The sequence below is a fragment of the Pseudomonas sp. MPC6 genome (assembly GCF_006094435.1).
GTDB lineage: Bacteria > Pseudomonadota > Gammaproteobacteria > Pseudomonadales > Pseudomonadaceae > Aquipseudomonas.
In genome coordinates this window covers 2630162-2654813 of the sequence record NZ_CP034783.1, presented here as the reverse complement: position 1 = coordinate 2654813, position 24652 = coordinate 2630162, and the positions used below count along the sequence as shown (strand labels likewise).

Here is a 24652-nt window from a genome sequence, read left to right as displayed (position 1 = left end):
CTGTGTTGCGTTGCGGCAGAAAATCGCAGCGCTTGTATCGTCGGCGGGTCTGTACACACTGTGGTACGAACCCGCCGTTTGGCGTTATGCCAGGTCGTATTTTTCGCGCACCAGATGGCCGATGCCGATGCGGTCGAGCACCTTCATCGGGCACAGGAACGTCACGCGGACGGTGCCCGGCAAGCGGCTGATGTCGATCGAGCCCGTGATGGTCGCGCGGTTGAGTACTTCGTCATACGGCAGGCCGGTGACTGCGGCCGCGCGTTTCAAGCCGTTTTCCACGGCCACATTGAGGTTTTCGCCGCTGCCGATGAAGGTGATCGGGCCACTCTGCTCGATCTCGATCTGGCCCCAGCGCTCGCCCAGCTCACGGACTTTTTGCTGTTGCCCGGCATTCATGGGACGGGCCATCGGCGGCAAATCGTCGAGGTTTTGCAGCAGGATCGGCCCTTCCAGCGTCAGGTTTTTGATCACCTCCACCACCACTTCGGTTTCCCCCGAGCAATCGGTGGCATGGCCGGCAATCTCGCCGTTGCCCTGCTGGGCGTGCATGTCGCCCATGTACACGCCGGCACCCGGCACCTTGACCGGGCAGATCAGGACACAGCCTTCGCGGATCGAGTTGGTGTCCATGTGGCCATCGGTCTTGGCCGCGTGCAGCTCTTCGCGGGTCATGCCGAAACGGTGGGGTGCATCGATCAGGTACTGGCCGAAATCGGCGCAGTTGTGGGAGTCGGGTAAGTCACGGGATGGCGTGGTGCCGATGTTGCCGAGGAACGGCCGCATGTGCGCCGCAACGCCGGGCATGTCGGCGCGGGCCAGGGACAGGATCGAGTGCTGGGCGGCGAATTCCGGCAGTGCCGACATTTCGCTGGCCTTGCCCGCCAAACGGTTGGCGATGTCCTGATTGACCGTCAGGCTGACCTGATTCTGCGCATCGAACACGATCACGTAACCATGGCTGAAGCGAAACGCGCTGACTTCGGCTCCACAGGTGTTGCAGCGAATCGAGTCCTCGCCAATGCCTTCGACATGACTGGCCGGGTGTTCAGTGCCGCACTTGGCGCAGAACTTGGAGACGAACGGGTCTCCGTGATAACGCCCTTCAACGAAACTCATCACCCCTGACGAAGTGGCCAGCGAGGTGACGCGCATGCTTTTGATCTTGATCGCCACCGCGTCGCCGATGTCGGCCCCGGCAATCGCCACCGGTTGCGTCACTTCGTGGCCACCTTCAAAGGCCGGCGTGATCATCGGCCCCCAGCAACCCGGCGGCGTGCCGGTGATCAGAGTGCCGCCGTCGGCCAGCGGACCCAGCATCGGCTGGCTCGGGCCGATGAGGCCGTTGGTGTACTGGTCGACCCGCAGGCGATTGACGGGAGAGTGTTTCAAGGCAGGTTCAGAAAGGATCGTGGTCATTATTGTCCCCTTAACGGTATCAGGAGCGAAACGGCCGCCCGCTGCGACGACCAGGAAATTGCCTCGAAAGCCCGTGCTTGCGGGCGCCAGACAACCTTCACAGTTCATCGCAGGTTTGTATCCGGGGTGTGTTCGCCAGTGCACCGGTATTGAGGGCAACTGTATCGAGAAGGTGGATTGATACATTGGGATACACGCGATGTTGCGCTCGCAACGACTTTCGTCGCTCCGGTCAGCAGTGCACGGCCCCCGGACTAAACTTAATGCACGCAGGACGTACTCATCGTCCTGGTCATTCCCACGACCACAGCCCAGGGCTGAACGCCTCGAAAAACCTCGCCTCTGGACCGTGATCCACCACAGGAGCACACATGATGGACGAGGCCCGACTAAATGATTTCATGGGTAAACTGGTAAACGACATGGGCGGCGCGGCGATGCTGGCCAATGTCATCCTCGGCGAAGAACTCGGTCTGTACCGGGCCATGGCCGACAGTCAGCCGATCACCCCTGAAACACTCGCCGAAAAGACCGGCTGCAACACGCGCTTGCTGCGTGAATGGCTCAGTGCCCACGCCGCCTCCGGGTACATGGAACACCGCGACGGCCAGTTCCGCCTGCCCGAAGAGCAAGCCCTCGCGCTGGCGAACGAAGACTCGCCGGTCTATGTGGCGGGCGGAATCGGGGTGGTCGCGTCGTTTTTCCATGACAAGGACAAACTGGTCAACGCCATGCGCGGCAACGGCGCCCTCGCCTGGGGCGATCACCATCCGTGCATGTTCAGCGGCACGGAGCGGTTCTTCCGGCCAGGCTATAAAGCGCACTTGATCGCCGAATGGCTACCGGCACTCGAAGGGGTGGTCGCCAAACTGGAAGCTGGCGCCAAGGTGGCGGACATCGGCTGCGGCCATGGCGCATCCACCGTGATCATGGCCCAGGCGTTCCCCGATTCGCGGTTCGTCGGTTTCGACTACCACGCGCCCTCCGTCACCGTGGCCACCCAGCGCGCGGAAGAAGGCGGCGTGTCCGGACGCGCGCGGTTCTTCCAGGGCACGGCAAAAAGCTACCCCGGCGATGACTATGACCTGGTCTGCTACTTCGACTGCCTGCATGACATGGGCGACCCGGTGGGCGCGGCACGGCATGCCTATGAGTCGCTGAAACCGGACGGCACGGTGCTGCTGGTGGAACCGTTCGCCAATGACTCGCTCGACGACAACATTACCCCGGTTGGCCGCTTGTTCTACGCCGCCTCGACCTTCATCTGCACCCCGAACTCGCTGTCCCAGGAAGTCGGTCTCGGCCTCGGTGCCCAGGCGGGTGAGGCGCGGTTGCGCAAGGTCTTTACCGAGGCGGGCTTCAAGACGTTCCGGCGGGCGACGGAAACGCCGTTCAACCTGATCCTGGAGGCGCGTAAATAAATCCGGTCGTTCCTCTTGTAGGAGCGAGCTTGCTCGCGAAAAACCTGAGAACGCCGCGGGGTGTCATGCTTGCATGCGTTATCGTTGACCACCATCGCGAGCAAGCTTGCTCCTACAGGTCCTCCAGGGTGTTGAACATGTTCGAAAGCCTCATCCGCGAACAGCTCGACCGGCTCCAACAGTTGATGGCCGATCAGCCGTTCGTGGTCCTGACCGGCGCTGGCATCAGCACCCCGTCGGGCATTCCGGATTACCGCGACAACCAGGGTGTGCGGCGTGGCCGGTCACCGATGATGTACCAGGAATTCCTCTCGGCCCCCGAATCCCGGCGCCGCTATTGGGCGCGGGCGATGATCGGCTGGCCACGGGTGCGCCAGGCGCGGCCGAACGAGGCCCACGAAGCCTTGGCCAGCCTGCAAAGCGCCCGGCAGATTTGCGGGCTGATCACCCAGAATGTCGATACCTTGCACGACCAGGCTGGCAGCCATGACGTGATCGAACTTCACGGCAGCCTGCACCGTGTGTTGTGCCTGGACTGCGGGCAGCGCAGCGATCGCGATTCGATCCAGCGCCTGATGGAAACGCAGAACCCTTACCTGGCCGGGGTTGATGCGGTGCAGGCCCCGGATGGCGATACGCTGCTGGATGCGGCGTTCGAAGCACGCTTTCAGGTACCCCATTGTCCGTATTGCGCGGGGGCGCGGATGAAGCCGGACGTGGTGTTTTTTGGCGAGAATGTAGCGCAGGTAACGGCGGCCAAGGCCATGGCGGCGGTCGAAAAGGCGGCTGGATTGCTGGTGGTAGGGTCTTCGTTGATGGCGTATTCGGCGTTTCGGTTGTGTCGGGCGGTAGCGGATCAGGGCAAGCCGCTGATTGCGATCAACCTGGGCAAGACTCGGGCGGATGACATCCTCAATATGAAAATAGAAGCGTCGTGTGAACGGTTGCTGCCGTTGCTGGCGCAACACCTCTCATCCTGATTGACGCAAAACCCTGTAGCAGCTGGCTTGCCAGCGAAGGCGGTGGGTCAGCTGCATTGATGTTGCCTGACACTCCGCTCTCGCTGGCAAGCCAGCTCCTACAGGGGGCTGTGATCAGTTCCTGGAAACCTGGTCGCCCAGGTTTTCTTCCTTGAGGATATCGAACAACGCCTGCGCCGCCGCCGACAGTTCCCCTCCAGGTGTGGTCAACACCCCGATCGCCCGCTCCACCACCGGATCGCGCAAGGTAATGCACCGCGCGCCCAGTTCGCGCATCTGTTGGGCGCACAAGGCTGGCACCGCGCTGACACCCAGCCCGCTGGCCACCATCCTTCCGACTGTCGCCAATTGATGGCTTTCAAACTCCACGGGCAATTTCATGCCCCGGGCCTGCAAGTGTTCTTCGAGCATCACCCGCAGCGTCGACGGTCGCTGCAAGGTGATGAACGGCTCCTGCAACAATGTCTGCCAGTCGACGTCGCGCAGTTCCGCCAACGCAGAATCGTGCGGCACCACCGCCACAAACCGGTCCATGTACAACGGCGTGAATTGCAGCGACGAACTCTGCATCGGCTCAAACGCCACCCCCAGCTCGACCTGTCGATCACGTACCATTTCCAGCACTTGCTCGTTGATCACGTCGTTCACGGTGACGTTGACGTTGGGATACCGCGCGCGGAAAGTCTTGAGGATTGGTGGCAGCAGGTTGCCGGCAAACGACGGCATCGCCGCCAGGGTCACGCGACCGCGCTGCAGGGTGAAGCGCTGGCGCAGCTCATCCTCGGCATTGTCCCAGTCGGCAATCAGTCGCCGTGCCAGCGGCACCAGCGACTCGCCTTCCGGGGTCAGCGCCACATTGCGCGTGTTGCGGGTGAACAAACGCCCGCCCAGGCCCTCCTCCAGCGCCTTGATGGTCAGGCTCAACGCCGATTGCGACAGGTGCAACCGTTCGCAGGCCACGGCGAAGCTCAGGCTCTGGGCCACGGCCAGGAAGGCACGGATCTGCTTGACTGTCATGAACACTGTCTCCAACGTAATACGCATTCCCCTGCAGGAGCTGGCTTGCCAGCGAAGGCGGCGTGGAGCCTGATATCGCCCGAGAAGACGCCTTCGCCAGCAAGCCGGCTCCTACAGATTGGTGAGTTTTATCTATTAATCTACCTTAAAAATAAACTTAACAAATAAATCCAGCAGCGCGACACTCCATTCCATTCGGCTAGCCAGCCGCCCATAAAGAATAAAAGAGGTGCATATGGCAGGTTTCGACAAGCGCGTGAGTTCCTACGAAGAAGCTATGGCAGGTCTTGAAGACGGCATGACCGTGATCGCCGGCGGCTTCGGCCTGTGCGGGATCCCGGAAAACCTGATCAACGAGATCAAGCGCAAAGGCACTCGCGACCTGACCGTGGTTTCCAACAACTGCGGCGTCGACGGTTTCGGCCTTGGCATACTGCTGGAAGACCGCCAGATCAGCAAAGTGGTGGCGTCCTACGTCGGCGAGAACAAACTGTTCGAAGACCAACTGCTCAAAGGCGAAATTGAAGTCGTCCTGACCCCCCAAGGCACCCTCGCCGAAAAAATGCGCGCAGGCGGTGCAGGCATCCCCGCTTTCTTCACCGCCACCGGCGTCGGCACCCCGGTCGCCGACGGCAAGGAAGTGCGTGAATTCCATGGCCGCCAGTACCTGATGGAAGAATCCATCACCGGTGACTTCGCCATCGTCAAAGGCTGGAAAGCCGACCATTTCGGTAACGTGATCTATCGCCACACCGCCCAGAACTTCAACCCGCTGGCCGCCACCGCCGGCAAGATCACCGTGGTCGAAGTCGAAGAAATCGTCGAGCCCGGCGAGCTGGACCCGGCGCAGATCCACACCCCTGGCATCTACGTCGACCGGGTCATTTGCGGCACGTTCGAAAAGCGCATCGAACAGCGCACCGTGCGTAAGTGAACCCCTGCCCCCGGACCGAATAAGGAATAACAACAATGGCACTTTCCCGCGAACAAATGGCTCAACGCGTCGCCCGCGAAATGCAGGACGGCTTTTACGTGAACCTGGGCATCGGCATCCCGACCCTCGTCGCCAACTACATCCCCGAAGGCATGGAAGTCATGCTGCAGTCGGAAAACGGCCTGCTCGGCATGGGTCCCTTCCCGACTGAAGAAACCATCGATGCCGACATGATCAATGCCGGCAAGCAAACCGTGACCGCGCGTATCGGCGCTTCGATTTTTTCCTCCGCCGAGTCGTTCGCGATGATTCGCGGTGGTCATGTCGACCTGACCGTGCTGGGTGCCTTTGAAGTAGACGTGCAAGGCAACATTGCCTCGTGGATGATCCCCGGCAAGCTGATCAAAGGCATGGGCGGCGCCATGGACCTGGTGGCCGGTGCAGACAACATCATCGTCATCATGACCCACGCGTCCAAGGACGGTGAGTCCAAGCTGTTGGACCGCTGCAGCCTGCCGCTGACCGGCGCCGGTTGCATCAAGCGTGTACTGACCGACCTGGCTTACCTGGAAATCGAAAACGGCGCGTTCATCCTCAAGGAACGTGCGCCGGGTGTCAGCGTCGAGGAAATCGTCGCCAAGACCGCCGGCAAACTGATCGTGCCCGATCACGTTCCGGAAATGCAGTTCACTGCCCAGTGAGGAACCTTTCCATGCAAGAAGTCGTCATTGTCGCCGCCACCCGTACCGCCATCGGCAGTTTCCAGGGCGCCCTGGCCAACGTGTCCGCGGTTGACCTCGGCGCTGCGGTGATCCGTCAGTTGCTGGCGCAAACCGGCCTGGACCCTGCCGAAGTCGATGAAGTGATCATGGGCCAGGTATTGACTGCCGGCGCCGGGCAGAACCCTGCGCGCCAATCCGCTATCAAGGCTGGCCTGCCGTTCACTGTGCCGGCCATGACCCTGAACAAGGTCTGCGGCTCGGGCTTGAAAGCGCTGCATCTGGCCACCCAAGCCATTCGCTGTGGCGATGCCGAGGTGATCATTGCCGGCGGCCAGGAGAACATGAGCCTGTCCAACTACGTCATGCCCGGCGCCCGTACCGGGCTGCGCATGGGTAACGCGCAAATCGTCGACACCATGATCAGCGACGGCCTGTGGGATGCGTTCAACGATTACCACATGGGCATCACCGCCGAAAACCTGGCGCAACAATACAACCTGACCCGCGAGCAACAGGACGCGTTCGCCGCGGCCTCCCAGCAGAAAGCCACGGCCGCTATCGAAGCCGGGCGTTTTGTCGATGAGATCACGCCGATCATGATTGCGCAGCGCAAGGGCGAACCGCTGTCCTTCGCCACCGATGAACAGCCACGGGCCGGCACCACCGCCGAAGCCCTGGGCAAACTCAAAGCCGCCTTCAAGAAGGACGGTTCGGTGACTGCCGGTAACGCGTCGTCCCTGAACGACGGGGCGGCCGCCGTGATCCTGATGAGCGCGGAAAAAGCCAAGGCCCTGGGTTTGCCAGTGCTGGCGAAAATTGCCGCCTACGCCAACGCCGGCGTCGACCCGGCGATCATGGGTATCGGCCCGGTCTCGGCCACTCGCCGTTGCCTGGACAAGGCCGGCTGGTCGATCGGGCAACTGGACCTGATCGAAGCCAACGAAGCCTTCGCCGCGCAATCCCTGGCGGTGGCCAAGGACCTGGAATGGGACCTGGACAAGGTCAACGTCAACGGTGGCGCTATCGCCCTGGGTCACCCGATCGGTGCCTCGGGTTGCCGGGTGCTGGTGACCTTGCTGCATGAAATGATCAAGCGTGACGCCAAGAAAGGCCTCGCCACCCTGTGCATCGGTGGTGGTCAGGGCGTGGCACTGGCGATCGAGCGAGCGTAAAGCGTTCAACAGACTGCGCGGGGGCCCACGAAGAACCGTCGCAGTCTGGCAACACACCCGGTGCGACTCACGTCGCACCGGGTCCTACCCTTTACCGGGCTGTGAACCCGTACCCCTGTAGGAGCTGGCTTGCCAGCGAAGGCGGTAGATCAGTCACCATCGTCGTTGGATATGAAATCGCCTTCGCTGGCAAGCCAGCTCCTACAGGGGCCGTGGCGAGATCACGGCCTTTGCATTTCAAGCTTTGTATACACTATCTCCCCACATATGAAGCAATCCTCCGCCGGCAATGCTAACGTTGCTCCTCACTCAGGTCGGAGATGCGTGCGTGTTGATCCTCAAATTGCTGGTAATTCCCGGATTTCTCTTGCTGATTTCCCTCGCGGGCAAACGCTGGGGACCTAGCGTCGCCGGTTGGTTGTCGGGGTTGCCGGTAGTAGTGGGGCCGATTCTGTTCTTCCTCGCCATCGAGCAAGGTGAAGTGTTCGCCGCACAGTCCGCGACTGCGGCGTTATCGGCCATGTTCGCGATGATAGCCTTCTGTGTGACCTACGCTCGGGTCGCACAGCGAACCGGTTGGCCTTGGGCTCTGGTGATTTCGCTGATGGTCTGGGCCACGGCGGCTGTGGTGCTGTCCCTGGTTCCACCGTCGCTGGTGTTTTCGGTGATTGCCGCCGCGACAGCGCTGCTGGCGGCGCCGTATCTGTTTCCAAAGGTGCAGCCCATCCTTTCAGGCCCGGCACCGAAGTCCGACAAATTACTGTTGCGCATGGTGGCCGGTGCCCTGTTGACCCTGGCCGTCACGCTGCTGGCCAGCACTGTCGGCGAACGCTGGAGCGGCCTGCTCGCGGTGTTCCCGGTCCTGGGCAGCGTGATGGCGGTATTCTCCCAGCAAACCCGCGGGCCCGCATTTACGGCGGCCTTGCTGCGGGCCACCGCAACCGGGATGTATTCCTTTAGCGCGTTCTGCCTGGTCCTGGCATTGACCTTGCCAAGCCTGGGCCTGAGCGCTTTCGGCCTCAGCGTCGCGGTGTCCGTGGCCATGCTCGGGGTCACCAGGCGCCTGCTGGCAAAACCGGCGACACCCGCGCCCGAGGTCGGGGAGCCGGCAATCAGGCGCTGAACTGTACTCCCGGCTGGCGACCAGGCGCTCGCCTGCCCGGGGAGCTGAAGGAACAGACAGGACAGCCACTGAACCAGTTGTCGTAATCCATCCCCGACCCTGCATGGCACAGTGCGAGTGCACCGGACTCTGTGGGATCATCGCCCGCCAAAGCGCGGCCATCCCCTGGAGTTTCTGAATGTCATTGTTGAGTAAAAAAGCCGTTGTCCTGTTGTTGACGGCGGTTGCCAGTCTCGGCGCGTTGAATGCACAGGCCGCCAAGGCGACGGCCAGCGACAAGGCGCCGGCGCAGAAGGTTTCGATGCTGGGCGGCAAGTTCAAGTTCACCTTGCCCAAGGGCTTTGTCGCCACCCCGTTGCCCGCCGGCGACGCGGCCACCGGTACCGCCGGGGCGACGGGCACCATGTACACCAACCAGACCACCAAAACCGTAGTGATCGCGGCTGAAAACACCATTCCCGGCGGCGTCAACGTCAAGGACAACGACGGTCAGTTCCTCGACTCCGCCGTGTCCAACTTCGCCACCGAGCAAGCCGCCGCGCTGCCGGACTTCACCAAGCTCAGCGAGAAAAGCCTGACCCAGAAAGGCACTGGCCTGGGGCTGCGGCAGATCGACAGCACCGCCACCCAGGGCGGCGGCAAAACCCTCGACACCACGCTGATGGCGGCGTCCAACAAGCGCATGGCGATCGTCCAGGTGATTTCCCGCCTCAGCGACAATGCCGGCCACGAGGCGCTGGTCAAACAGATCGTCGCGGGCAAGTAGGGTCAGGGATTGAGACGCTGCAGCCAGGCGCTCAAATCCTGCATTTCGGTCGCGCTGATGCTGTGACCGACACCCGGGTAGGCATGGAACTCCGGCTTGAGTGACAGGCTCTGCAACAGGCTGTTCGCCTCCGTGCCGTCGTTGTACGGAAGGCGTTTGTCCGCGGTGCCATGACCGATGAAAATCGCCAGCGCCTGGCGTTTTTCATCCGGCTTGAGCTCGGACTTGAGCACCGGCAGAATCCGCCCGCTCAACGCCGCGATTCCGCCCACTGCCTCGGGCTGACGCAGCGCCACCTCGTAGGACATGATCGCACCCTGGCTGAACCCCACCAGGAATACCTTGTCCGGTCGAGTGTGATACTTCTTCGCAGCCTGTGCGACGAAATCCTGCAGCAGCTGCGCGCTGGACTTCAGATCATCGGTTTCGCCGTTATAGGCACCGGTGCCTTTTTCGCGAAACCACTTGTAACTACCCTCTTCCATCACCATCGGTGCCCGCACCGACAGGTAGTTATAGTGCGTGGGCAACTCATCCTTGATGTCGAACAGGTCCTGCTCGTTACTGCCGTAACCGTGGAGGAAAATCACCAGGGGCTGATCGCGGGATTCGGCGTGGGTCTGCTCCAGGTACTTGAGCGGCAGATCGGTGTGCAGCGGGGTTTGAGCGTGGACGGCGGCGGATGCCAGCAGTGTAAGCAGAGCAACAAACTTCAACATGAACCTTCCTTCACACGTGCAGGATTCGGGTAGAGCCTAACACTCTTGTCGCCGACCGGAGCTCTGAGCTGCCGCAGGCTGCAATCCTTTGATCTTGCTTTTAAAAAACAACATCAAAAGATCGCAGCCTTGTTTCGTGATTAATGGCCGTAAACGTCGAAATCGAAGTACTTGTCCTGCACCTGCTTGTACTTGCCGTTGGCGCGGATTTCGCTGATGGCGGTGTTGAACTGGTCCGCCAGGGCTTTATCACCCTTGCGCACGGCGATCCCGGCGCCGCCGCCGAAGTACTTGGCGTCTTCATAGGTCGGGCCGACGAAGGCGAAGCCCTTGCCCGCGTCGGTTTTCAGGAAACCGTCGTCGAGGGTGACCGAGTCGGCCAGCGTCGCGTCCAGGCGACCGGAAACCATGTCCAGGTTGGCTTCCTGCTGGGAGCTGTAGCGCACCAGGATTATGCCGGCCGGTTGCAGCACTTCAGTGGCAAAGCGGTCGTGGGTACTGGCGCGCAGCACCCCGACTTTCTTGCCCTTGAGTTCGGTCAGCGGGTCCTTGACGTCGGTGCCTTGCTTCATCACGAAGCGTGCCGGGGTGTGGTAGTACTTGATGGTGAAATCGACGTTTTTCTTACGGTCGTCAGTGATGGTCATCGACGAGAGAATGGCGTCGATTTTCTTGACCTTCAGTGCCGGAATCAGGCCGTCGAACTCTTGCTCGACCCAGGTGCATTTCACTTTCATCTGTTCGCACAGCGCATCGCCGATGTCCACGTCGAAACCGGTGAGTTTGCCGTCGGGGGTTTTCATCGAGAATGGCGGGTACCCGGCTTCGATACCGATGCGGATCGGCTTGGCGTCATCGGCCACGGCGGTCAGGGACAACATCGACAGTGCCAGGGCACCGAACATCACTAGCTTGTTCATTTATAACTCCTGTGTGCGGAGGCTTCTTATTGGCAGCGTTCGATTGGCTTTCGGTGGCTGGTTCCGGTGCTGAATGCGTTGGAGAGCCACCGAAGTGGCCGGCAGTCTAGAGGGGCTTCCCCGGGGCAAATTGTGTTCAAGCGACAAATACTTATAAAAAAGCAGCCACCGAATCAGAGACGCTTGATGCCTGCGCCAAGGCGGTACACGGACTGTAGGACAAGCCCATGTTTCGGAAAAAACCTTCACGATTTCGGTAAAAATCCGCTTGATGACTCCGACTGGCGATCCGTGATTTTTTGCGGCACATTGAGCGCTCCATCGCCCGACACGAGAAACGTGATGCCTACGTTGAACCTGATCCAGCACCACCCTGCCGAAGGTCCCGGCGCCATTGGCGAGTGGGCCGCAGCCCGGGGCGTGACGCTGAATGTCTTTCGCGCCGACCTCGGCCATTTGCCGCCGGTGAGTGCGGCACCGGTGATTCTGTTGGGCGGGCCCTATGAGTCCCACGCGGGGCCGGCGTGGCTGGAAGCCGAACGGCAATGGCTGGCGGGCAGCCTGGACCAGGGCGCGGCGGTGTTTGCGATTTGCCTGGGGGCGCAGTTGCTGGCGTTGAGTCTGGGCGGCCATGTACGGCGGATGGACCGCAGCGAAACCGGCTGGACCCCGGTGATGTTTGCCGATGGCCAGAGGCTCAAGGTGCTGGAGTGGCACGAAGACGCGATCGACCTACCGCCCGATGCGCAGTTGCTGGCCAGCAGTGATCGATGCCGGCAGCAGATGTATCGCGTCGGACCGACGCGGCTGGGGCTGCAGTTTCATCCGGAGTGGAATGCCGAATCCGTGGCGACGCTCAATGCGCACTTTGCCGACGAGTCACCCTTGCCTCGGGAACCACAGGACAGCGCCGCCCATGCAGCCGTCTTTGACTGGCTGCAGGTGACGCTGGATGGGTGGTGGGCTGCATCGTCAGGCACACACTAACCCTGTGGCGAGCGAGCTTGCTCGCGAAGGGGCCAGCCCAGACACCGATGCACTCAAGGCTTGCGCAACAGATAAGTATCCATGATCCACCCATTCGCCAGCCGCGCCGCCTTGCGCACCCGCTCGATCTCATCCGCCACGTCCTCGAGCTTGCCGCTGATGAGGATTTCATCCGGCGTCCCCAGGTAGGCTCCCCAGTAAATCTGTGTCTGTTGATCCGCCACCTGATGGTAGGAGTCTTCTGCATCGAGCATCACCACCAGGCTGTCGGCATCGCTCACCTGCCCCGCCGCCAGGCGCCTGCCGGTGGTGATTTCAATCGAGCGGCCGATGCGATTCAACGGCACCTTGTGCTGCGCCGCCAGGGCCTGGACGCTGGTGATGCCGGGGATCACTTCAAACTCGAACACACAACGACCCGAGGCCAGAATCGCCTGCAGGATCCTTATGGTGCTGTCGTACAACGCCGGGTCGCCCCACACCAGAAAACCGGCGCACTGGTCGTCAGACATTTGCTCATCGATCAGCCGTTCGAACGTCATTTGCTTGGCCAGGTTCAGCTCTTCCACGCTGGTCTTGTAGTCCACATCACCCCGCTCGCGCTCCGGGCTGTGGGCTTCGACGAAGCGATACGTGCGATCCGTGATGTAGCGATCGCAGATCTCCCGGCGCAGGTCGATCAGTTTGTCTTTGCTCTGGCCCTTGTCCATGAGGAAAAACACATCGACCAGGTTCAGCGCTTTCACCGCTTGCATCGTGATGTAGTCGGGATTGCCGGCACCGATGCCGATGACCAGAAGCTTTTTCATCAATGTATTTCCTCGAGGTCAGTGCCGATTAAACGCAAGCGCCAGCAACCATTGAACCGTAACTCGATGGCCGACAGCGGCTCGACATCGATCAGATGGAACGCCGCGGCTTGCAGCACTTGAGTCAGCGCGGCGCGAATGACAAACGGATGGGTGATGGCGACGATGTGCCTGGGCGTCGCCTCCAGTGTCGCCAGCCAGGCGCTCACCCGTTCACCGAGTTGCACCACCGACTCGCCGCCATGGGGGGCCGAGGCCGGGTCGTCGAGCCAGGCCTGGAGCATGTCCGGTTCGGATTTAAGCAAATCGTCGATCCGCGCGCCTTTCCAGCGCCCGAAATCGCAATCGCGCAGCGCAGGGACCACCTCCACGTCGCCGCCGAACAACCCGGCGGTTTGTCTAGCCCGCAGTTCCGGGCCGCAGAGCAGGCGCGGCGTTCCCTTGAACCGGGCGCGGCGGGCACCCATCGCCGATTGCCCGGCCATCTCCAATGGCTCATCTGTAGGAAAACGCCCAAGTTTCTGTGCGACGGTTCTAGCGTGGCACATCAGCGTCAAACGGGTCGATTGCACGAACGATCACTCTGTTTAAAGGAGAAAAACGGCTTTAAACCGTCAATATCCGGGTAATTGTGCCGCAAGTCACGCGATCGGGGGCGTTTCGTTTCAGCCGATTCCACAGCATATCCCTGCTTGAAAATCGGCTATCTCCGATACCTTTATAGGCGATGTCTTACACGATCAGTCGAGTTCGCCGTAGCCCCCGGCATACGGGCATTTCGCCCCATTTCCAGGCATGGAAACACCGTGAAAAATTAACTAGACAGGGCGCAGGCGATAAATAAATACTGTTTTCTCGGATCAGCAATTGAAACCGCCCCCCCATCCAGCAGGAGCCCGGATGCCCTCTCGCAACGACCACCATGACCGCCTCATTTTCCCCTGCGCTCAGTTGCATGTTCGACGGCTATTTCAACAAAAAACCCGTCGCCGGCACGGTGCTGCCCCACCCACTAACGGCTGATAAAAATAAAGTGTGACGTCTGACAGTCATGCAGACGATCGCCCATTCAATGCGTGGAAACCGACAGTGATAGTCAGGTCCGGTGCCGACCACCGAACCCATTGATACAGGAGTGCATCCATGCTGGTCTTACGCCCAGTGGAGTTAACCGATCTGCCCCAGTTGCAGCAACTTGCCCGCGAAAGCCTGGTGGGCGTCACGTCCTTGCCGGACGACACCGAACGCTTGCGCCGCAGGATTCTCGATTCTGACGCCTCATTCGAAAAAGACGTTCAGGGCAATGGCCCGGAGAATTACTTCTTCGTGCTGGAAGACCCGTCGACCCGACGCTTGGCGGGCTGTTCGGAAATCCTCGCCACCGCAGGCTTCAGCCAACCGTTCTACAGCCTGCGTAACCGGCACTTCACCAGTGCCTCGCGGGAGCTGAACATCGAGCACGGGGTACCCGCGTTATCGTTATGCCACGACCTCAGTGGCCACACCTTGCTGCGGGGCTTTCATATCGATGCAGCGCTGGTGCGCACACCGGCAGCCGAGTTGCTGTCACGGGCACGGCTGTTGTTCATTGCCGCTCATTCGCAGCGCTTTGCCGACGCGGTGATTACCGAGATCGTCGGCTTCAGCGACGATCAAGGCGGGTCGCCATTCTGGGATGCGCTGGGCAAGCATTTCTTCGACTTGTCCTACGCCGAGGCCGAGCGACTCTGCGGCCTGGAGAGCCGGACTTTCCTCGCCGAACTGATGCCGCATTACCCGATCTATGTGCCGATGCTGCCCCAGGCCGCGCAGGATTGCATCGGCCGCATCCACCCCGATGGCCAGGAAGCCTTCGATATCCTCGCGCGCGAAGGATTCGCGACCAACAACTACATCGACCTGTTCGACGGCGGCCCGACGCTGCATGCGCGTACCTCGAACATCCGCTCGATTGCGCAGAGCCAGGCCGGTGTCGCGCAATCGGGCTTGGCCATCGATGCCCGTGGCCGCTATCTGGTGAGTAACGATTCACTCAAGGACTATCGCGCAATCGTCGCCGACCTGGACTACAGCCCGGGACAACCGGTGACTTTGGATGCCCGGATGTGCGCGGCGCTGAAGGTGACACAAGGCAGCCCGATCCGGCTGATTGCCCTGTGAGCAGCCTGCGGCCCTGTGCCCGGCGACAGCGTCCGAACAAGCGTGAAGAAGGAACTGCAGCATGATCGTCCGTTCGGTCAGCGTCACTGACATGCCAGCCTTGCTCGCGCTCGCGCGGCAGGCCGGCCCCGGCTTCACCACCCTGCCGGCCAGTGAGGAACGCCTGGCCCACCGGCTGCGCTGGGCCCAACGCACCTTCGCCGGGCAGGTCGAGCGTGCCGATGCCGATTACCTGTTCGTGCTCGAAGATGACGATCAACAAGTGGTGGGGGTCAGCGCCCTCACGGGGGCCGTCGGCCTGCGTGAGCCGTGGTACAACTACCGGGTCGGGCTCACGGTCAGTTCATCGCCGGACCTGGGTATCCAGCGGCAGATCCCGACTTTGTTCCTGAACAATGAAATGACCGGGCAATCGGAAATCTGCTCGTTGTTCCTGCGACCCGATCAACGCCAGGACAACAATGGTCGATTACTGTCATTGGGGCGGCTATTGTTCGTTGCCGAGTTTGCGCACCTGTTTGGCGACAAACTGATCGCCGAACTGCGTGGCAGCGCTGACGAACAAGGGAGTTCGCCGTTCTGGGACAGTCTGGGCCGGCATTTCTTCAAGATGGATTTCCGCCATGCCGATCACTTGTCCGGGCTGGGCAACAAATCGTTCATCGCCGAGCTGATGCCACGCCAACCGCTCTACACCTGCCTGCTGACCGAACAGGCCCGGGCAGTGATCGGCAAAGCCCATCCGAGCACCGAGCAGGCGTTGAAAATCCTCATCGCCGAAGGCTTTGCCCATAACGGCCATATCGACATTTTCGACGCCGGCCCGGTCATCGAAGCGCCGATTGCAAAAATCCGCACCGTGCGCGATAGCCAGCCACTGGTGCTGGCCATTGGCACACCGGACGATGAAGCACCGGTATGGCTGATCCACAATCGCCGCCTGGAAAACTGCCGCATCACCAGCGCTCGCGCACGGCGGGTGGGCAACAGCCTGATCGTCGACCGCCTCACCGCCAAGCGCCTGCAACTGCAACCCGGCAACTCGGTGCGCGCCGTGCCGCTGCTCGATCAACTACCGCAGGCGGTGGCTGCGTGATCAGGCTCCAGCACTGACACCGGCCACAACAAGCTCTCTGGCCGCAGCAATCGGCGTGATTGCGCGATTGCCTGCAAATTCGTCATCATTTCTCTCCCACGCGCGTGATAGCCTTTTGTTTCTTCGGCGTTGACACTTTTGCTCAAGCCCGTCCATTCCATTGGTGGAATTCATATGTCCAGGCTTTCTCATCAAGATTTGCGCCGTAACTTTCGCCAGCTGTTCGCCTCCGATGCCTGTTATCACACCGCGTCGGTCTTCGACCCGATGTCGGCACGCATTGCCGCTGACCTGGGTTTTGAAGTGGGGATCCTCGGCGGTTCGGTTGCGTCGCTGCAGGTGCTGGGCGCGCCCGATTTTGCCTTGATCACCCTCAGCGAGTTCGCCGAGCAGGCCACCCGCATCGGCCGCGTGGCCCAACTGCCGGTCATCGCCGACGCCGATCACGGCTACGGTAACGCGCTCAACGTGATGCGCACCATCGTCGAACTCGAGCGCGCCGGCGTGGCCGCGCTGACCATCGAAGACACCCTGCTGCCGGCGCAGTTCGGCCGCAAATCCACCGACCTGATCACGGTCGCCGAAGGTGTCGGCAAGATTCGCGCGGCGCTGGAAGCCCGGGTCGACCCGGAGATGGCGATCATCGCCCGCACCCATGCGGGGATCCTGCCGGTCCAGGAAATCATCAGCCGCACCCGGCATTACCAGCAGGCGGGGGCGGACGGCATTTGCATGGTGGGCGTGCGGGACTTCGACCATCTCGAACAGATCGCCGAGCACCTGAGCGTGCCGCTGATGCTGGTCACCTACGGCAACCCGTTGCTGCGCGACGACAAACGCCTGGCCGAACTGGGCGTGCGGGTCACCATCGACGGCCATGGTGCGTACTTCGCTGCGATCAAGGCCACTTACGACAGCCTGCGGGAACAGCGGCAGATCTTTACCCAGGCCTCGGACCTGAGCGCGACCGAACTGACGCATACGTATACGCAGCCTGAGGAATATATTCGGTGGGCGGAGGAGTTCATGAGCGTCAAGGAGTGAGGGTTCAACCATATATATTGGTGTGAACCGAACCGACGCCTTCGCGAGCAAGCCCGCGAAGGCGCCAGTCGCTACACCGCTAAACCACGGCCTTGACCCGCACCTCGCTTACTTCTTGGCCAGTTCCATAATCATCCGCGACAACAGATAAATCCGCGGCGCCACGCTTTCCACTTCCGCGTATTCCTCCGGCGTATGAATATTGCCGCCGACAATCCCGAACCCATCCAGGGTCGGTGTCCCCACACCGGCCGAGAGGCTGGCGTCCGCCGCCCCGCCACTGCCTTCTTCCGTCAGCTTGCGGCCAATTTCACCGTAGATCCCCTGCGCCATGGCCATCAAGCGATCCGATTCCGCCGTCTGCGGCATCGGCGGCAAGCCACGTTGCAGCGTCGTGGTGACTTCAGTCTCGGCAATCAGTTTGTCCTTGGACACCCGCGCCAGGTCCTTCTCGATCCGGTCGAACTCTTCCGGCACCGCGGCCCGCACGTCGGCCTTGGCCGTCGCCTGATCCGGGATCACATTGGTGCGGTCGCCGGCCTTGATCACAGTGAAGTTGATGGTGGTTTTCTTTTCCGCATCCCCCAGTTTGCCCAGTTGCAGAATCTGGTGCGCCGCTTCCATCGCGGCATTGCGACCCAACTCCGGGGCGACACCGGCGTGGGCAGCCTTGCCTTTGACCTCGACCACCGCGGTGGCACTGCCTTTGCGCCACACCACCAGGCCATCCGCCGGGCGCCCCGGCTCGAGGTTGAGGGTCACGTCGTGGGCCTTGGCGGTTTTCTTGATCAGGTCGGTGGCGATGTCCGAGCCGGTTTCTTCGCTGGCATCGAGCAGGAAGGTGATCTGCGCGTAGTCCTTGAAGTCGAGGTTTTTCAGGACTTTCAGCGCATAGATGCCGGCGACGATGCCGCCCTTGTCGTCCATCACCCCTGGCCCGTAGGCGCGGCCCTCCTTGATGTGGAAGGGCCGCTCGGCCGCGGAGCCTTCCTTGAATACGGTGTCCATGTGCGCCATCAACAGGATTTTCGCCTTGCCGGTGCCTTTCAGGGTCGCGAGCACATGGTTGCTTTTGTCCGGGGTGTTCGGCACGAGTTCGATGGTGGCGCCGAGTTTTTTCAGCTCGTCGATGGCAATGTCGCTGACTTGGGTCAGGCCCGGTTCATAACCGGAACCGGAGTCGATGTTCACCAGCCGCTCCAGCAGTTTCAGGGCTTCGCCTTTGTACTGCTCGGAATCGGCGAGGACCTGTTTGTGCGGCTCGGCGAACGCCACGGGGGCGCAGGCGCCGAAGGCGAGGGTCAAGCCGAGGCTGGTGGCGAGCAGGGAGCGAGGGAGATTGAGCGTCATGAATCGATCCTTGTTTCGTGTCAGGGGAGCTGAAACCCTACCTGACTGCGCTGCAAGGCTCTACACCGAATGCGACGCATACGAACCCGAATGACCACCGATCCCCTGTAGGAGCTGGCTTGCCAGCGAAGGCGGTGGGTCAGCCGACAAATTTATCGCCTGAACGGACGCCTTCGCTGGCAAGCCAGCGCCTACAGGGGGGTCAGTGCAGGATTTCACAGGGGCCAATTCAGGCCTTTTTAGACCGGGTCGAGCAATTCGTGCCGAGGCCTGCCATCGCCGCAGCAGATGACCCGGTTGCGACCCGTCGATTTGGCTTCATACAGCGCCCGGTCGGCATCGTTGAGCCAGAAGGTCGCGTCGGTGTGGGCCGGATTGAAAGCAGCCAGGCCGATACTCAGACTGACTTTCAGTGCCGGATTCTGCTCATAGCCCAGCGTGGCGAAGCGATCTCGCAGGGCGTCCATGGCCGCGGCGGCGCTGGCGAGGGGCAGATCCGGGAGGATCACACAGAACTCATCGCCACCGTAACGCCCGGCGAGGTCGGCGGCCCGCAGGTTCTGTTTGAGGATCTTACTCAGCTGGCGCAACACGATATCCCCGGCGACATGGCCGTAGGTGTCGTTGATGGATTTGAAATGGTCGATGTCGATCAGGGCAACCGCCCCGCCCCGATGCTGGCGTTGGCAGCGCTGGAACTCGACTTCCAGTTGATCCTTCCAGGCACCGTGATTGAGCAGGCCGGTGAGGCTGTCGGTGCGGCTCAGGGCCAGCAACTCACGTTTGTGCCGGCCCAGGGTCGTGGCCTGACGGAAACAGATCCAGCCCAGCGCCAACGGATAGAGACACAGCAGGGGCAGACAGGCATATAACTGCAACGGCGTGGTCTGCGGGATGAACAACGGCCTGAAAATCAGCCAGCCGATACCGCCCCCCAGTATCTGCGCGACGGTCCCCACCAGCAGGAAACGCAGGCCGCCGATCGCCACGTTGTTCATCGCCATCATCGACAGTGTCGCCGCGCTGGGCAGCGGGTTGAACTGCATGGCGGCGACCCAGAAACCGCCGAGAAAGGCATCGACCAGGATGTTGCGGTGTTCGGCGTGGAAAGGCACCTTCGCCCGACGTGCCCATTGGTAGGCCACATGCGGCCAGAGGATGCCGTTGAGCAGCATCAACACCCAGACCCACGGCGCCGGATCGAGTGGATACATCGCCGCGCCCACGCACAACAGCCCAAGGGCCAGGCCCAGGGTCCGCGATGTATACAGCCTCCTGGCCAGTGAAAGTCCTTTTCCTCCCGTTTTTTCCATGGGGCCTCTATGCCGCTGACGGAACCTGAACACACCGGGGTTGCAGATGTGCTGGAAGTTTATCAGGGCAACGTTAAATAGCCATCACCGGCTGGCGGTATTGGCCCATTGAAAAAAAACCGGTCTGCGCCTATCGAAGTTCGCCCCTGAGCGGAACGGACCTACACTCAAATGATTCGATCACAACCTGCCCTGATCAGATAGAAGGAAGACGCTGATGCTTTTGTTGGTTGTCGCAATCGCGGTGTTCGCGGCCTGGAGCTGGTTGAGCTACCCGGCCATCGGGCACTGGCTGTATGACCTGAACATGGCGGCAGAGGCCAAGTTGTATCGCCTGCACAAGCTCATCGTGCCGATCCCGGAAATGACCGTCTCGACCTGGCAAGGCGGGCCGTACGAGGCGTCCAGCAGCGTGCTGATGCTCCACGGTTTCAGCGCCGACAAGCAGATCTGGCTGCGCTTTGCCCGGCACTTTGTCGGCAACTATCGAGTGATCATCCCCGACATTGCCGGTCATGGCGAAACCGGCTTCAAGGCGGGCGGCGGCTACGACATTGCGCTGCAGGCCAAGCGAATGATCCAGTTGCTCGACGTCTGCGGCGTCGAAAAGGTCCATGTGATCGGCAGCGCCATGGGTGGCTACATGGCGGCGTGGCTGGCGGCCACTTATCCGGACCGCATTGTTTCAGTCGCCCTGATCGACCCGGCCGGGGTCACCGCCCCCGAGATCAGTGACCTGGAGCGCCACCTGGCCAAGGGGCACAACCCGTTCCTGATTCATTCGAAAGAAGAATTCCAGCGTTTCTACGCCATGACCATGACCCAGCCGCCGTGGGTGCCCGGTGTGGTGCTGGACGCCATCGCCCAGCGCTACGCACAGGCCTGCGATGAACTGGAAGAAATCTTCAGGGATTATCGCGCCAGTGCGCCGATGGAACCGCATCTCCCCGACATCAGGTGCCCGGCGCTGTTGGTGTGGGGACGCAAGGACCGCTTGATCGATGTCAGCAGCGTGGCCATCTGGAGTAAAGGCATCGACGATCTGCGGGTGGAGATCCTGGAAGGCATCGGCCATCTGCCGATGGTCGAAGACCCTTCACACACGGCGCGGGTCTATCGGGAGTTTTTGGCATCCCAGCGCTCGGAAAGCCCGCAGGACCAACGGCTGCACTGAGCAAGCAGTCCTTGGCAGAATGAAGTCCGGAAGATTCTTCGTTTGTCGGCGCCGCTGAAGGCTGCGATCTTTTCCCTCATCCTTCACGTCACCGCGCCAGGAATCCTTTTTCATGAGCCACCCGAACTTCGTCAGCCCTGACCTGATCCGCCAACGCTTCTCCAAAGCGATGTCCGACATGTACCGCGAAGAAGTGCCGTTGTATGGCGCGCTGATGGAATTGGTGGAACAGACCAACCGCCATGTCCTGGACAGCGATCCGCAGATCGCCCGCCAGTTGCACGGCACCGGCGAAATCGAACGGCTGGACCTGGAGCGCCATGGCGCAATCCGGGTCGGCACCGCCGCTGAACTCGCCACCCTCGCCCGGCTGTTCGCGGTCATGGGCATGCAGCCGGTGGGTTATTACGACCTGACCCCGGCCGGCGTACCGGTACATTCCACTGCATTCCGTGCCGTGCATGAAGCGGCATTGCAGGTCAGCCCGTTTCGCGTATTCACTTCTCTGCTGCGCCTGGAATTGATCGAAGACCCGGAACTGCGGGCGTTTGCCCAGTCGGTACTGGACAAGCGCTCGATATTCACCCCGGCAGCGCTGATTCTCATCGAACGCGCCGAAAGCCAGGGCGGCCTGACCGAACAGGAAGCCCAGGACTTCGTCGAGCAAGCCCTGGAAACCTTCCGCTGGCACCACAGCGCCACGGTCACCGCCGAGCAGTACCGCAAACTCAGCGCCCAGCATCGCCTGATCGCCGACGTGGTGGCGTTCAAAGGCCCACACATCAATCACCTGACACCGCGCACCCTGGACATCGACATCGTCCAGGCGCAAATGCCCGCCCACGGCATCACGCCCAAAGCGGTGATCGAAGGACCGCCCCGCCGTCAGTGTCCGATCCTGTTGCGCCAGACCAGTTTCAAGGCCCTGGACGAACCCGTCGCCTTCACCGATCAAGCCGGGGCTGGCGGCAGCCACAGTGCCCGCTTCGGTGAAATCGAACAGCGCGGTGCCGCGCTCACCCCCAAGGGCCGGGCACTTTACGACCGCCTGCTGAATGCCGCCCGGGACGAACTCGACGATTTCCCCAACGAGGCCAACGCGGTCCGCTACAACGAATTGATGGCGCAGCACTTCAGCGAGTTCCCTGATACCTATGAAGGCATGCGGCTCGAGGAACTGGCGTACTTTCGCTACTTCGTCACAGCAAAAGGCCTGGGGGCGGACGCGCTGAAATCTGCAACCCTGGAGGATCTGTTGAGCGGGGGCTACGTGCGGGTTGAACCGCTGGTGTATGAGGATTTCCTGCCGGTCAGCGCGGCGGGGATCTTTCAATCGAACCTGGGCGATGCGGCACAAACCCATTACGGGGAGCATTCGAACCGGCAGGCGTTCGAAAAGGCGCTGGGGCGACCGACTATCGATGAGTTGGGGTTGTATGCCGAGACGCAACGGCGTTCGATCGAAGAGTGTTTCGCAGCATTGAGCAAATAACCGTAAACGCCGTCAAAAGATCGCTGCCTGCGGCAGCTCCTGCATGGGGTTGTAAACACCCGCAGGAACTGCCGGAGGCTGCGATCTTTTGATCTTATTTCAGCTTCGCCAAAAGGGCCTCAGCCACCGCCTCGGAAGACGCCGGATTCTGCCCCGTCAGCAACAGGCCATCCGTGACCACATAGCTCGCCCAATCAGCGCCTTTGGAATAAACACCGCCATTGGCCTTGAGCATATCCTCCACCAGAAACGGCACGACATTCGTCAGCTGCACAGCCTCCTCCTCGGTGTTGGTGAAGCCCGTCACGCGCTTGCCTTTGACCAACGGCTGGCCATCCGCATCCTTGACGTGACGTAACACCCCCGGCGCGTGGCAGACTGCCGCGACCGGTTTACCCGCCTGGTGCAGGGTCTCGATCAGCGCGATCGAATTCGGGTCTTCGGCCAAATCCCACAGGGGACCATGACCTCCCGGGTAGAACACCGCATCGTAATCTGCCGCTCGGACGCTGCTCAACAAGGCCGTAGACGCCAGGGCGGACCGGGCGGCGGAGTCTTGGCGAAAACGCTCGGTGGCCGCGGTTTGCGCATCCGGCTCATCGCTTTTCGGGTCCAGGGGGGGCTGGCCGCCCTTGGGCGAGGCCAACGTCAACTGAGCGCCGGCATCCTTGAACACGTAATACGGTGCGGCGAACTCTTCCAGCCAGAAGCCGGTTTTCTTGCCGGTGTCACCCAATTGATCGTGTGACGTCAGGACCATCAGGATTTTCATGTCGTTCTCACTCCATTTCAGGGTTTTCGCAGGCTGAACCGCGCGGGGGACCTGTGTGATGGACCCTTCACGGTGTCAGTTTGTTTCACTTGTCGCCCGCGAGAATTGAGTGATGGCGTATGGCCTTGATGCGCGCCGGGTGACGCAATGACCTGGCTGTAAAAGAACATTTTTGCTGCTGCGCACCAAGGTCTGCTGTTGAGTGCAACAAATTGCACAACACCGCGCAACTTCTAGCGCACTTGAGGAAAAATCTTCTGAATAACATTCTGAGTGCGGTTGATCTGGCTTATACATTTTTGCGGTGCAATGGATGACATGTGGATAGCGTGGCGCGAGATACATTCATCTATAGCATCAGAAGAATTGATCGCTAATAAAAAATGGGCGACTATGACGGTCGCCCATTTTTCGTGCCGAAACTTTTAACGTGATGTTCAAGCAAAGGTGTTCGCCCAGTGTAGGGGCCTCGGCAATCCATGCACTGGTAAAGAGCCCTGACACTGGGCGAACGGGGGTATTTTAATGCAACTTCAACAATATGTGCGCGTATATAAACATGAAATTTATCGAAACATTTTTATTAAATGATAATCTGAATATCATTACTTGAACCGCTTAAACTCACCAGTTCGATCATTGAGCGACCTTATACAGAAAAGTTGTACAAGACTGTATATAGGGTCAATGCTCAATTTTCATACTGGCATTTCACAGTTAGTCATAAGCCATCTTGCGCTTCCTCTGAACTTCAATCCTTTCCCTGTCCGTGTCGACGAGCATTGACCTGGATCAGGGCGTCTTCGCGGTTTCCTGCGCGGTGGATTCGCCGCTGTCGGTACCTTTACCACCGTCCTTGCGCCGGGTCGGATCGGTGGGGCGCAGGGCGTCGTTGTCGCGTTCGACTTCTCCGGGCGGCCGCGGCTCGTCGGGGTGTTCCGTGGTCTCAGGTGCTTTGCGGTGCATGACGGTTCTCCTCAGGCTTGGGGGTCGTCGACTTCCCGGGCGACGTTTACTCCAGGCGAGTCTTTATGGGATTGATCGGCCTTGGCCTTCAAGGCCTGCCACTGTTCAAGGTCGATGGCGCCCTGCCCCAGCAAATCATCGGCCACTCGCAACAGTTCGGCGTAATGGGCATCGGGGGACTGCTGCCAGTAGGCCTTGTCTTCGAACAGGCGCTGCCACGATGCAAGGTCGGGCGGTTTCAGGTCGTCGCTCATGACGGGCTCCAGCTTGGGCGTTCGTACGGTAGAGGGTTGGGC

Annotated in this window: 24 protein-coding genes; 13 read left to right on the top strand and 11 right to left on the bottom strand. The window is 61.0% G+C overall.

Annotated features, from left to right (window positions below; all coding sequences use genetic code 11):
• Positions 1-84 precede the first annotated feature (84 nt).
• Entirely contained in the window at positions 85-1419 is a 1335-nt protein-coding gene (locus ELQ88_RS14470; RefSeq protein WP_128869988.1) for an acetamidase/formamidase family protein, read from the bottom strand.
• Between the two features lie 374 nt (positions 1420-1793).
• On the opposite strand from ELQ88_RS14470, the gene ELQ88_RS14465 reads away from it, so the two are divergent.
• Positions 1794-2840: a class I SAM-dependent methyltransferase gene (locus ELQ88_RS14465; protein WP_138969521.1), complete on the top strand. Its 1047-nt coding sequence runs from the start codon at positions 1794-1796 to the stop codon at positions 2838-2840.
• Positions 2841-2977: 137 nt separating this feature from the next.
• Entirely contained in the window at positions 2978-3820 is an 843-nt protein-coding gene (locus tag ELQ88_RS14460; RefSeq protein ID WP_138965865.1) for an NAD-dependent protein deacetylase, read from the top strand.
• A gap of 114 nt (positions 3821-3934) precedes the next feature.
• Here ELQ88_RS14460 and ELQ88_RS14455 read toward each other — a convergent pair whose 3' ends face one another.
• A complete protein-coding gene (locus ELQ88_RS14455; RefSeq protein ID WP_128869990.1) occupies positions 3935-4837 on the bottom strand; it encodes a LysR family transcriptional regulator in 903 nt (300 codons plus the stop codon).
• A gap of 235 nt (positions 4838-5072) precedes the next feature.
• On the opposite strand from ELQ88_RS14455, the gene ELQ88_RS14450 reads away from it, so the two are divergent.
• The 5 genes from ELQ88_RS14450 to ELQ88_RS14430 all read left to right on the top strand — a co-directional run bounded on the left by ELQ88_RS14450 (position 5073) and on the right by ELQ88_RS14430 (position 9554).
• Positions 5073-5771, top strand: coding sequence for a CoA transferase subunit A (locus ELQ88_RS14450; RefSeq protein WP_138965863.1), 699 nt, complete (start codon positions 5073-5075; stop codon positions 5769-5771).
• Positions 5772-5806: 35 nt separating this feature from the next.
• Entirely contained in the window at positions 5807-6472 is a 666-nt protein-coding gene (locus ELQ88_RS14445) for a CoA transferase subunit B (RefSeq protein ID WP_128869992.1), read from the top strand.
• 11 nt (positions 6473-6483) lie between these two features.
• Entirely contained in the window at positions 6484-7665 is a 1182-nt protein-coding gene (locus ELQ88_RS14440; RefSeq protein ID WP_138965861.1) for an acetyl-CoA C-acetyltransferase, read from the top strand.
• A gap of 328 nt (positions 7666-7993) precedes the next feature.
• On the top strand, positions 7994-8788 hold the full coding sequence (locus ELQ88_RS14435; RefSeq protein ID WP_138965859.1) for a hypothetical protein: 795 nt from the start codon (positions 7994-7996) through the stop codon (positions 8786-8788).
• Positions 8789-8966: 178 nt separating this feature from the next.
• Entirely contained in the window at positions 8967-9554 is a 588-nt protein-coding gene (locus ELQ88_RS14430; protein ID WP_128869995.1) for a hypothetical protein, read from the top strand.
• A gap of 2 nt (positions 9555-9556) precedes the next feature.
• On the opposite strand, the gene ELQ88_RS14425 is transcribed toward ELQ88_RS14430, so the two are convergent.
• A complete protein-coding gene (locus ELQ88_RS14425; protein WP_138965857.1) occupies positions 9557-10273 on the bottom strand; it encodes a dienelactone hydrolase family protein in 717 nt (238 codons plus the stop codon).
• Positions 10274-10413: 140 nt separating this feature from the next.
• Positions 10414-11193, bottom strand: a complete 780-nt coding sequence (locus ELQ88_RS14420) for an ABC transporter substrate-binding protein (RefSeq protein ID WP_128869997.1) — start codon at positions 11191-11193, stop codon at positions 10414-10416.
• Positions 11194-11535: 342 nt separating this feature from the next.
• Between ELQ88_RS14420 and ELQ88_RS14415 the strand changes: the two genes are divergently transcribed.
• A complete protein-coding gene (locus tag ELQ88_RS14415) occupies positions 11536-12180 on the top strand; it encodes a type 1 glutamine amidotransferase (protein ID WP_138965855.1) in 645 nt (214 codons plus the stop codon).
• Positions 12181-12233: 53 nt separating this feature from the next.
• Here ELQ88_RS14415 and cobF read toward each other — a convergent pair whose 3' ends face one another.
• Both cobF and ELQ88_RS14405 read right to left on the bottom strand, forming a co-directional pair.
• The gene (cobF, locus tag ELQ88_RS14410) at positions 12234-12989 is read right to left on the bottom strand and encodes a precorrin-6A synthase (deacetylating) (RefSeq protein ID WP_138965853.1); all 756 of its coding nucleotides are present in this window, start codon (positions 12987-12989) and stop codon (positions 12234-12236) included.
• Positions 12989-13561, bottom strand: a complete 573-nt coding sequence (locus tag ELQ88_RS14405; protein ID WP_138965851.1) for a histidine phosphatase family protein — start codon at positions 13559-13561, stop codon at positions 12989-12991. The genes cobF and ELQ88_RS14405 overlap by 1 nt, the downstream gene beginning before the upstream one ends.
• Before the next feature lie 571 nt (positions 13562-14132).
• Between ELQ88_RS14405 and ELQ88_RS14400 the strand changes: the two genes are divergently transcribed.
• The 3 genes from ELQ88_RS14400 (at position 14133) to ELQ88_RS14385 (ending at position 17289) form a co-directional block, all read left to right on the top strand.
• Positions 14133-15149, top strand: a complete 1017-nt coding sequence (locus ELQ88_RS14400; protein WP_138965849.1) for an arginine N-succinyltransferase — start codon at positions 14133-14135, stop codon at positions 15147-15149.
• 61 nt (positions 15150-15210) lie between these two features.
• Positions 15211-16245 (top strand): arginine N-succinyltransferase, encoded by a 1035-nt coding sequence (gene astA, locus ELQ88_RS14395; protein WP_138965847.1) that lies wholly within the window; start codon positions 15211-15213, stop codon positions 16243-16245.
• 174 nt (positions 16246-16419) lie between these two features.
• Positions 16420-17289, top strand: coding sequence for an oxaloacetate decarboxylase (locus tag ELQ88_RS14385; protein WP_138965843.1), 870 nt, complete (start codon positions 16420-16422; stop codon positions 17287-17289).
• Positions 17290-17397: 108 nt separating this feature from the next.
• Here the strand turns inward: ELQ88_RS14385 and ELQ88_RS14380 are convergent, their stop codons facing one another.
• Both ELQ88_RS14380 and ELQ88_RS14375 read right to left on the bottom strand, forming a co-directional pair.
• Entirely contained in the window at positions 17398-18639 is a 1242-nt protein-coding gene (locus ELQ88_RS14380; RefSeq protein WP_138965841.1) for a M20/M25/M40 family metallo-hydrolase, read from the bottom strand.
• A 239-nt stretch (positions 18640-18878) separates the two neighbouring features.
• Positions 18879-19952 (bottom strand): diguanylate cyclase, encoded by a 1074-nt coding sequence (locus ELQ88_RS14375; protein ID WP_138965839.1) that lies wholly within the window; start codon positions 19950-19952, stop codon positions 18879-18881.
• A gap of 217 nt (positions 19953-20169) precedes the next feature.
• On the opposite strand from ELQ88_RS14375, the gene ELQ88_RS14370 reads away from it, so the two are divergent.
• Positions 20170-21126, top strand: a complete 957-nt coding sequence (locus ELQ88_RS14370) for an alpha/beta fold hydrolase (protein ID WP_138965837.1) — start codon at positions 20170-20172, stop codon at positions 21124-21126.
• Positions 21127-21238: 112 nt separating this feature from the next.
• Positions 21239-22618, top strand: a complete 1380-nt coding sequence (locus tag ELQ88_RS14365; protein ID WP_138965835.1) for a VOC family protein — start codon at positions 21239-21241, stop codon at positions 22616-22618.
• A gap of 94 nt (positions 22619-22712) precedes the next feature.
• Here the strand turns inward: ELQ88_RS14365 and ELQ88_RS14360 are convergent, their stop codons facing one another.
• From ELQ88_RS14360 to ELQ88_RS14355, 3 genes are all read right to left on the bottom strand, one after another.
• Positions 22713-23390, bottom strand: a complete 678-nt coding sequence (locus ELQ88_RS14360) for a type 1 glutamine amidotransferase domain-containing protein (protein WP_128870060.1) — start codon at positions 23388-23390, stop codon at positions 22713-22715.
• A 792-nt stretch (positions 23391-24182) separates the two neighbouring features.
• Positions 24183-24356: a hypothetical protein gene (locus tag ELQ88_RS34315; protein ID WP_168187314.1), complete on the bottom strand. Its 174-nt coding sequence runs from the start codon at positions 24354-24356 to the stop codon at positions 24183-24185.
• Positions 24357-24367: 11 nt separating this feature from the next.
• Entirely contained in the window at positions 24368-24610 is a 243-nt protein-coding gene (locus tag ELQ88_RS14355; protein ID WP_128870061.1) for a hypothetical protein, read from the bottom strand.
• Between the last annotated feature and the right edge of the window lie 42 nt (positions 24611-24652).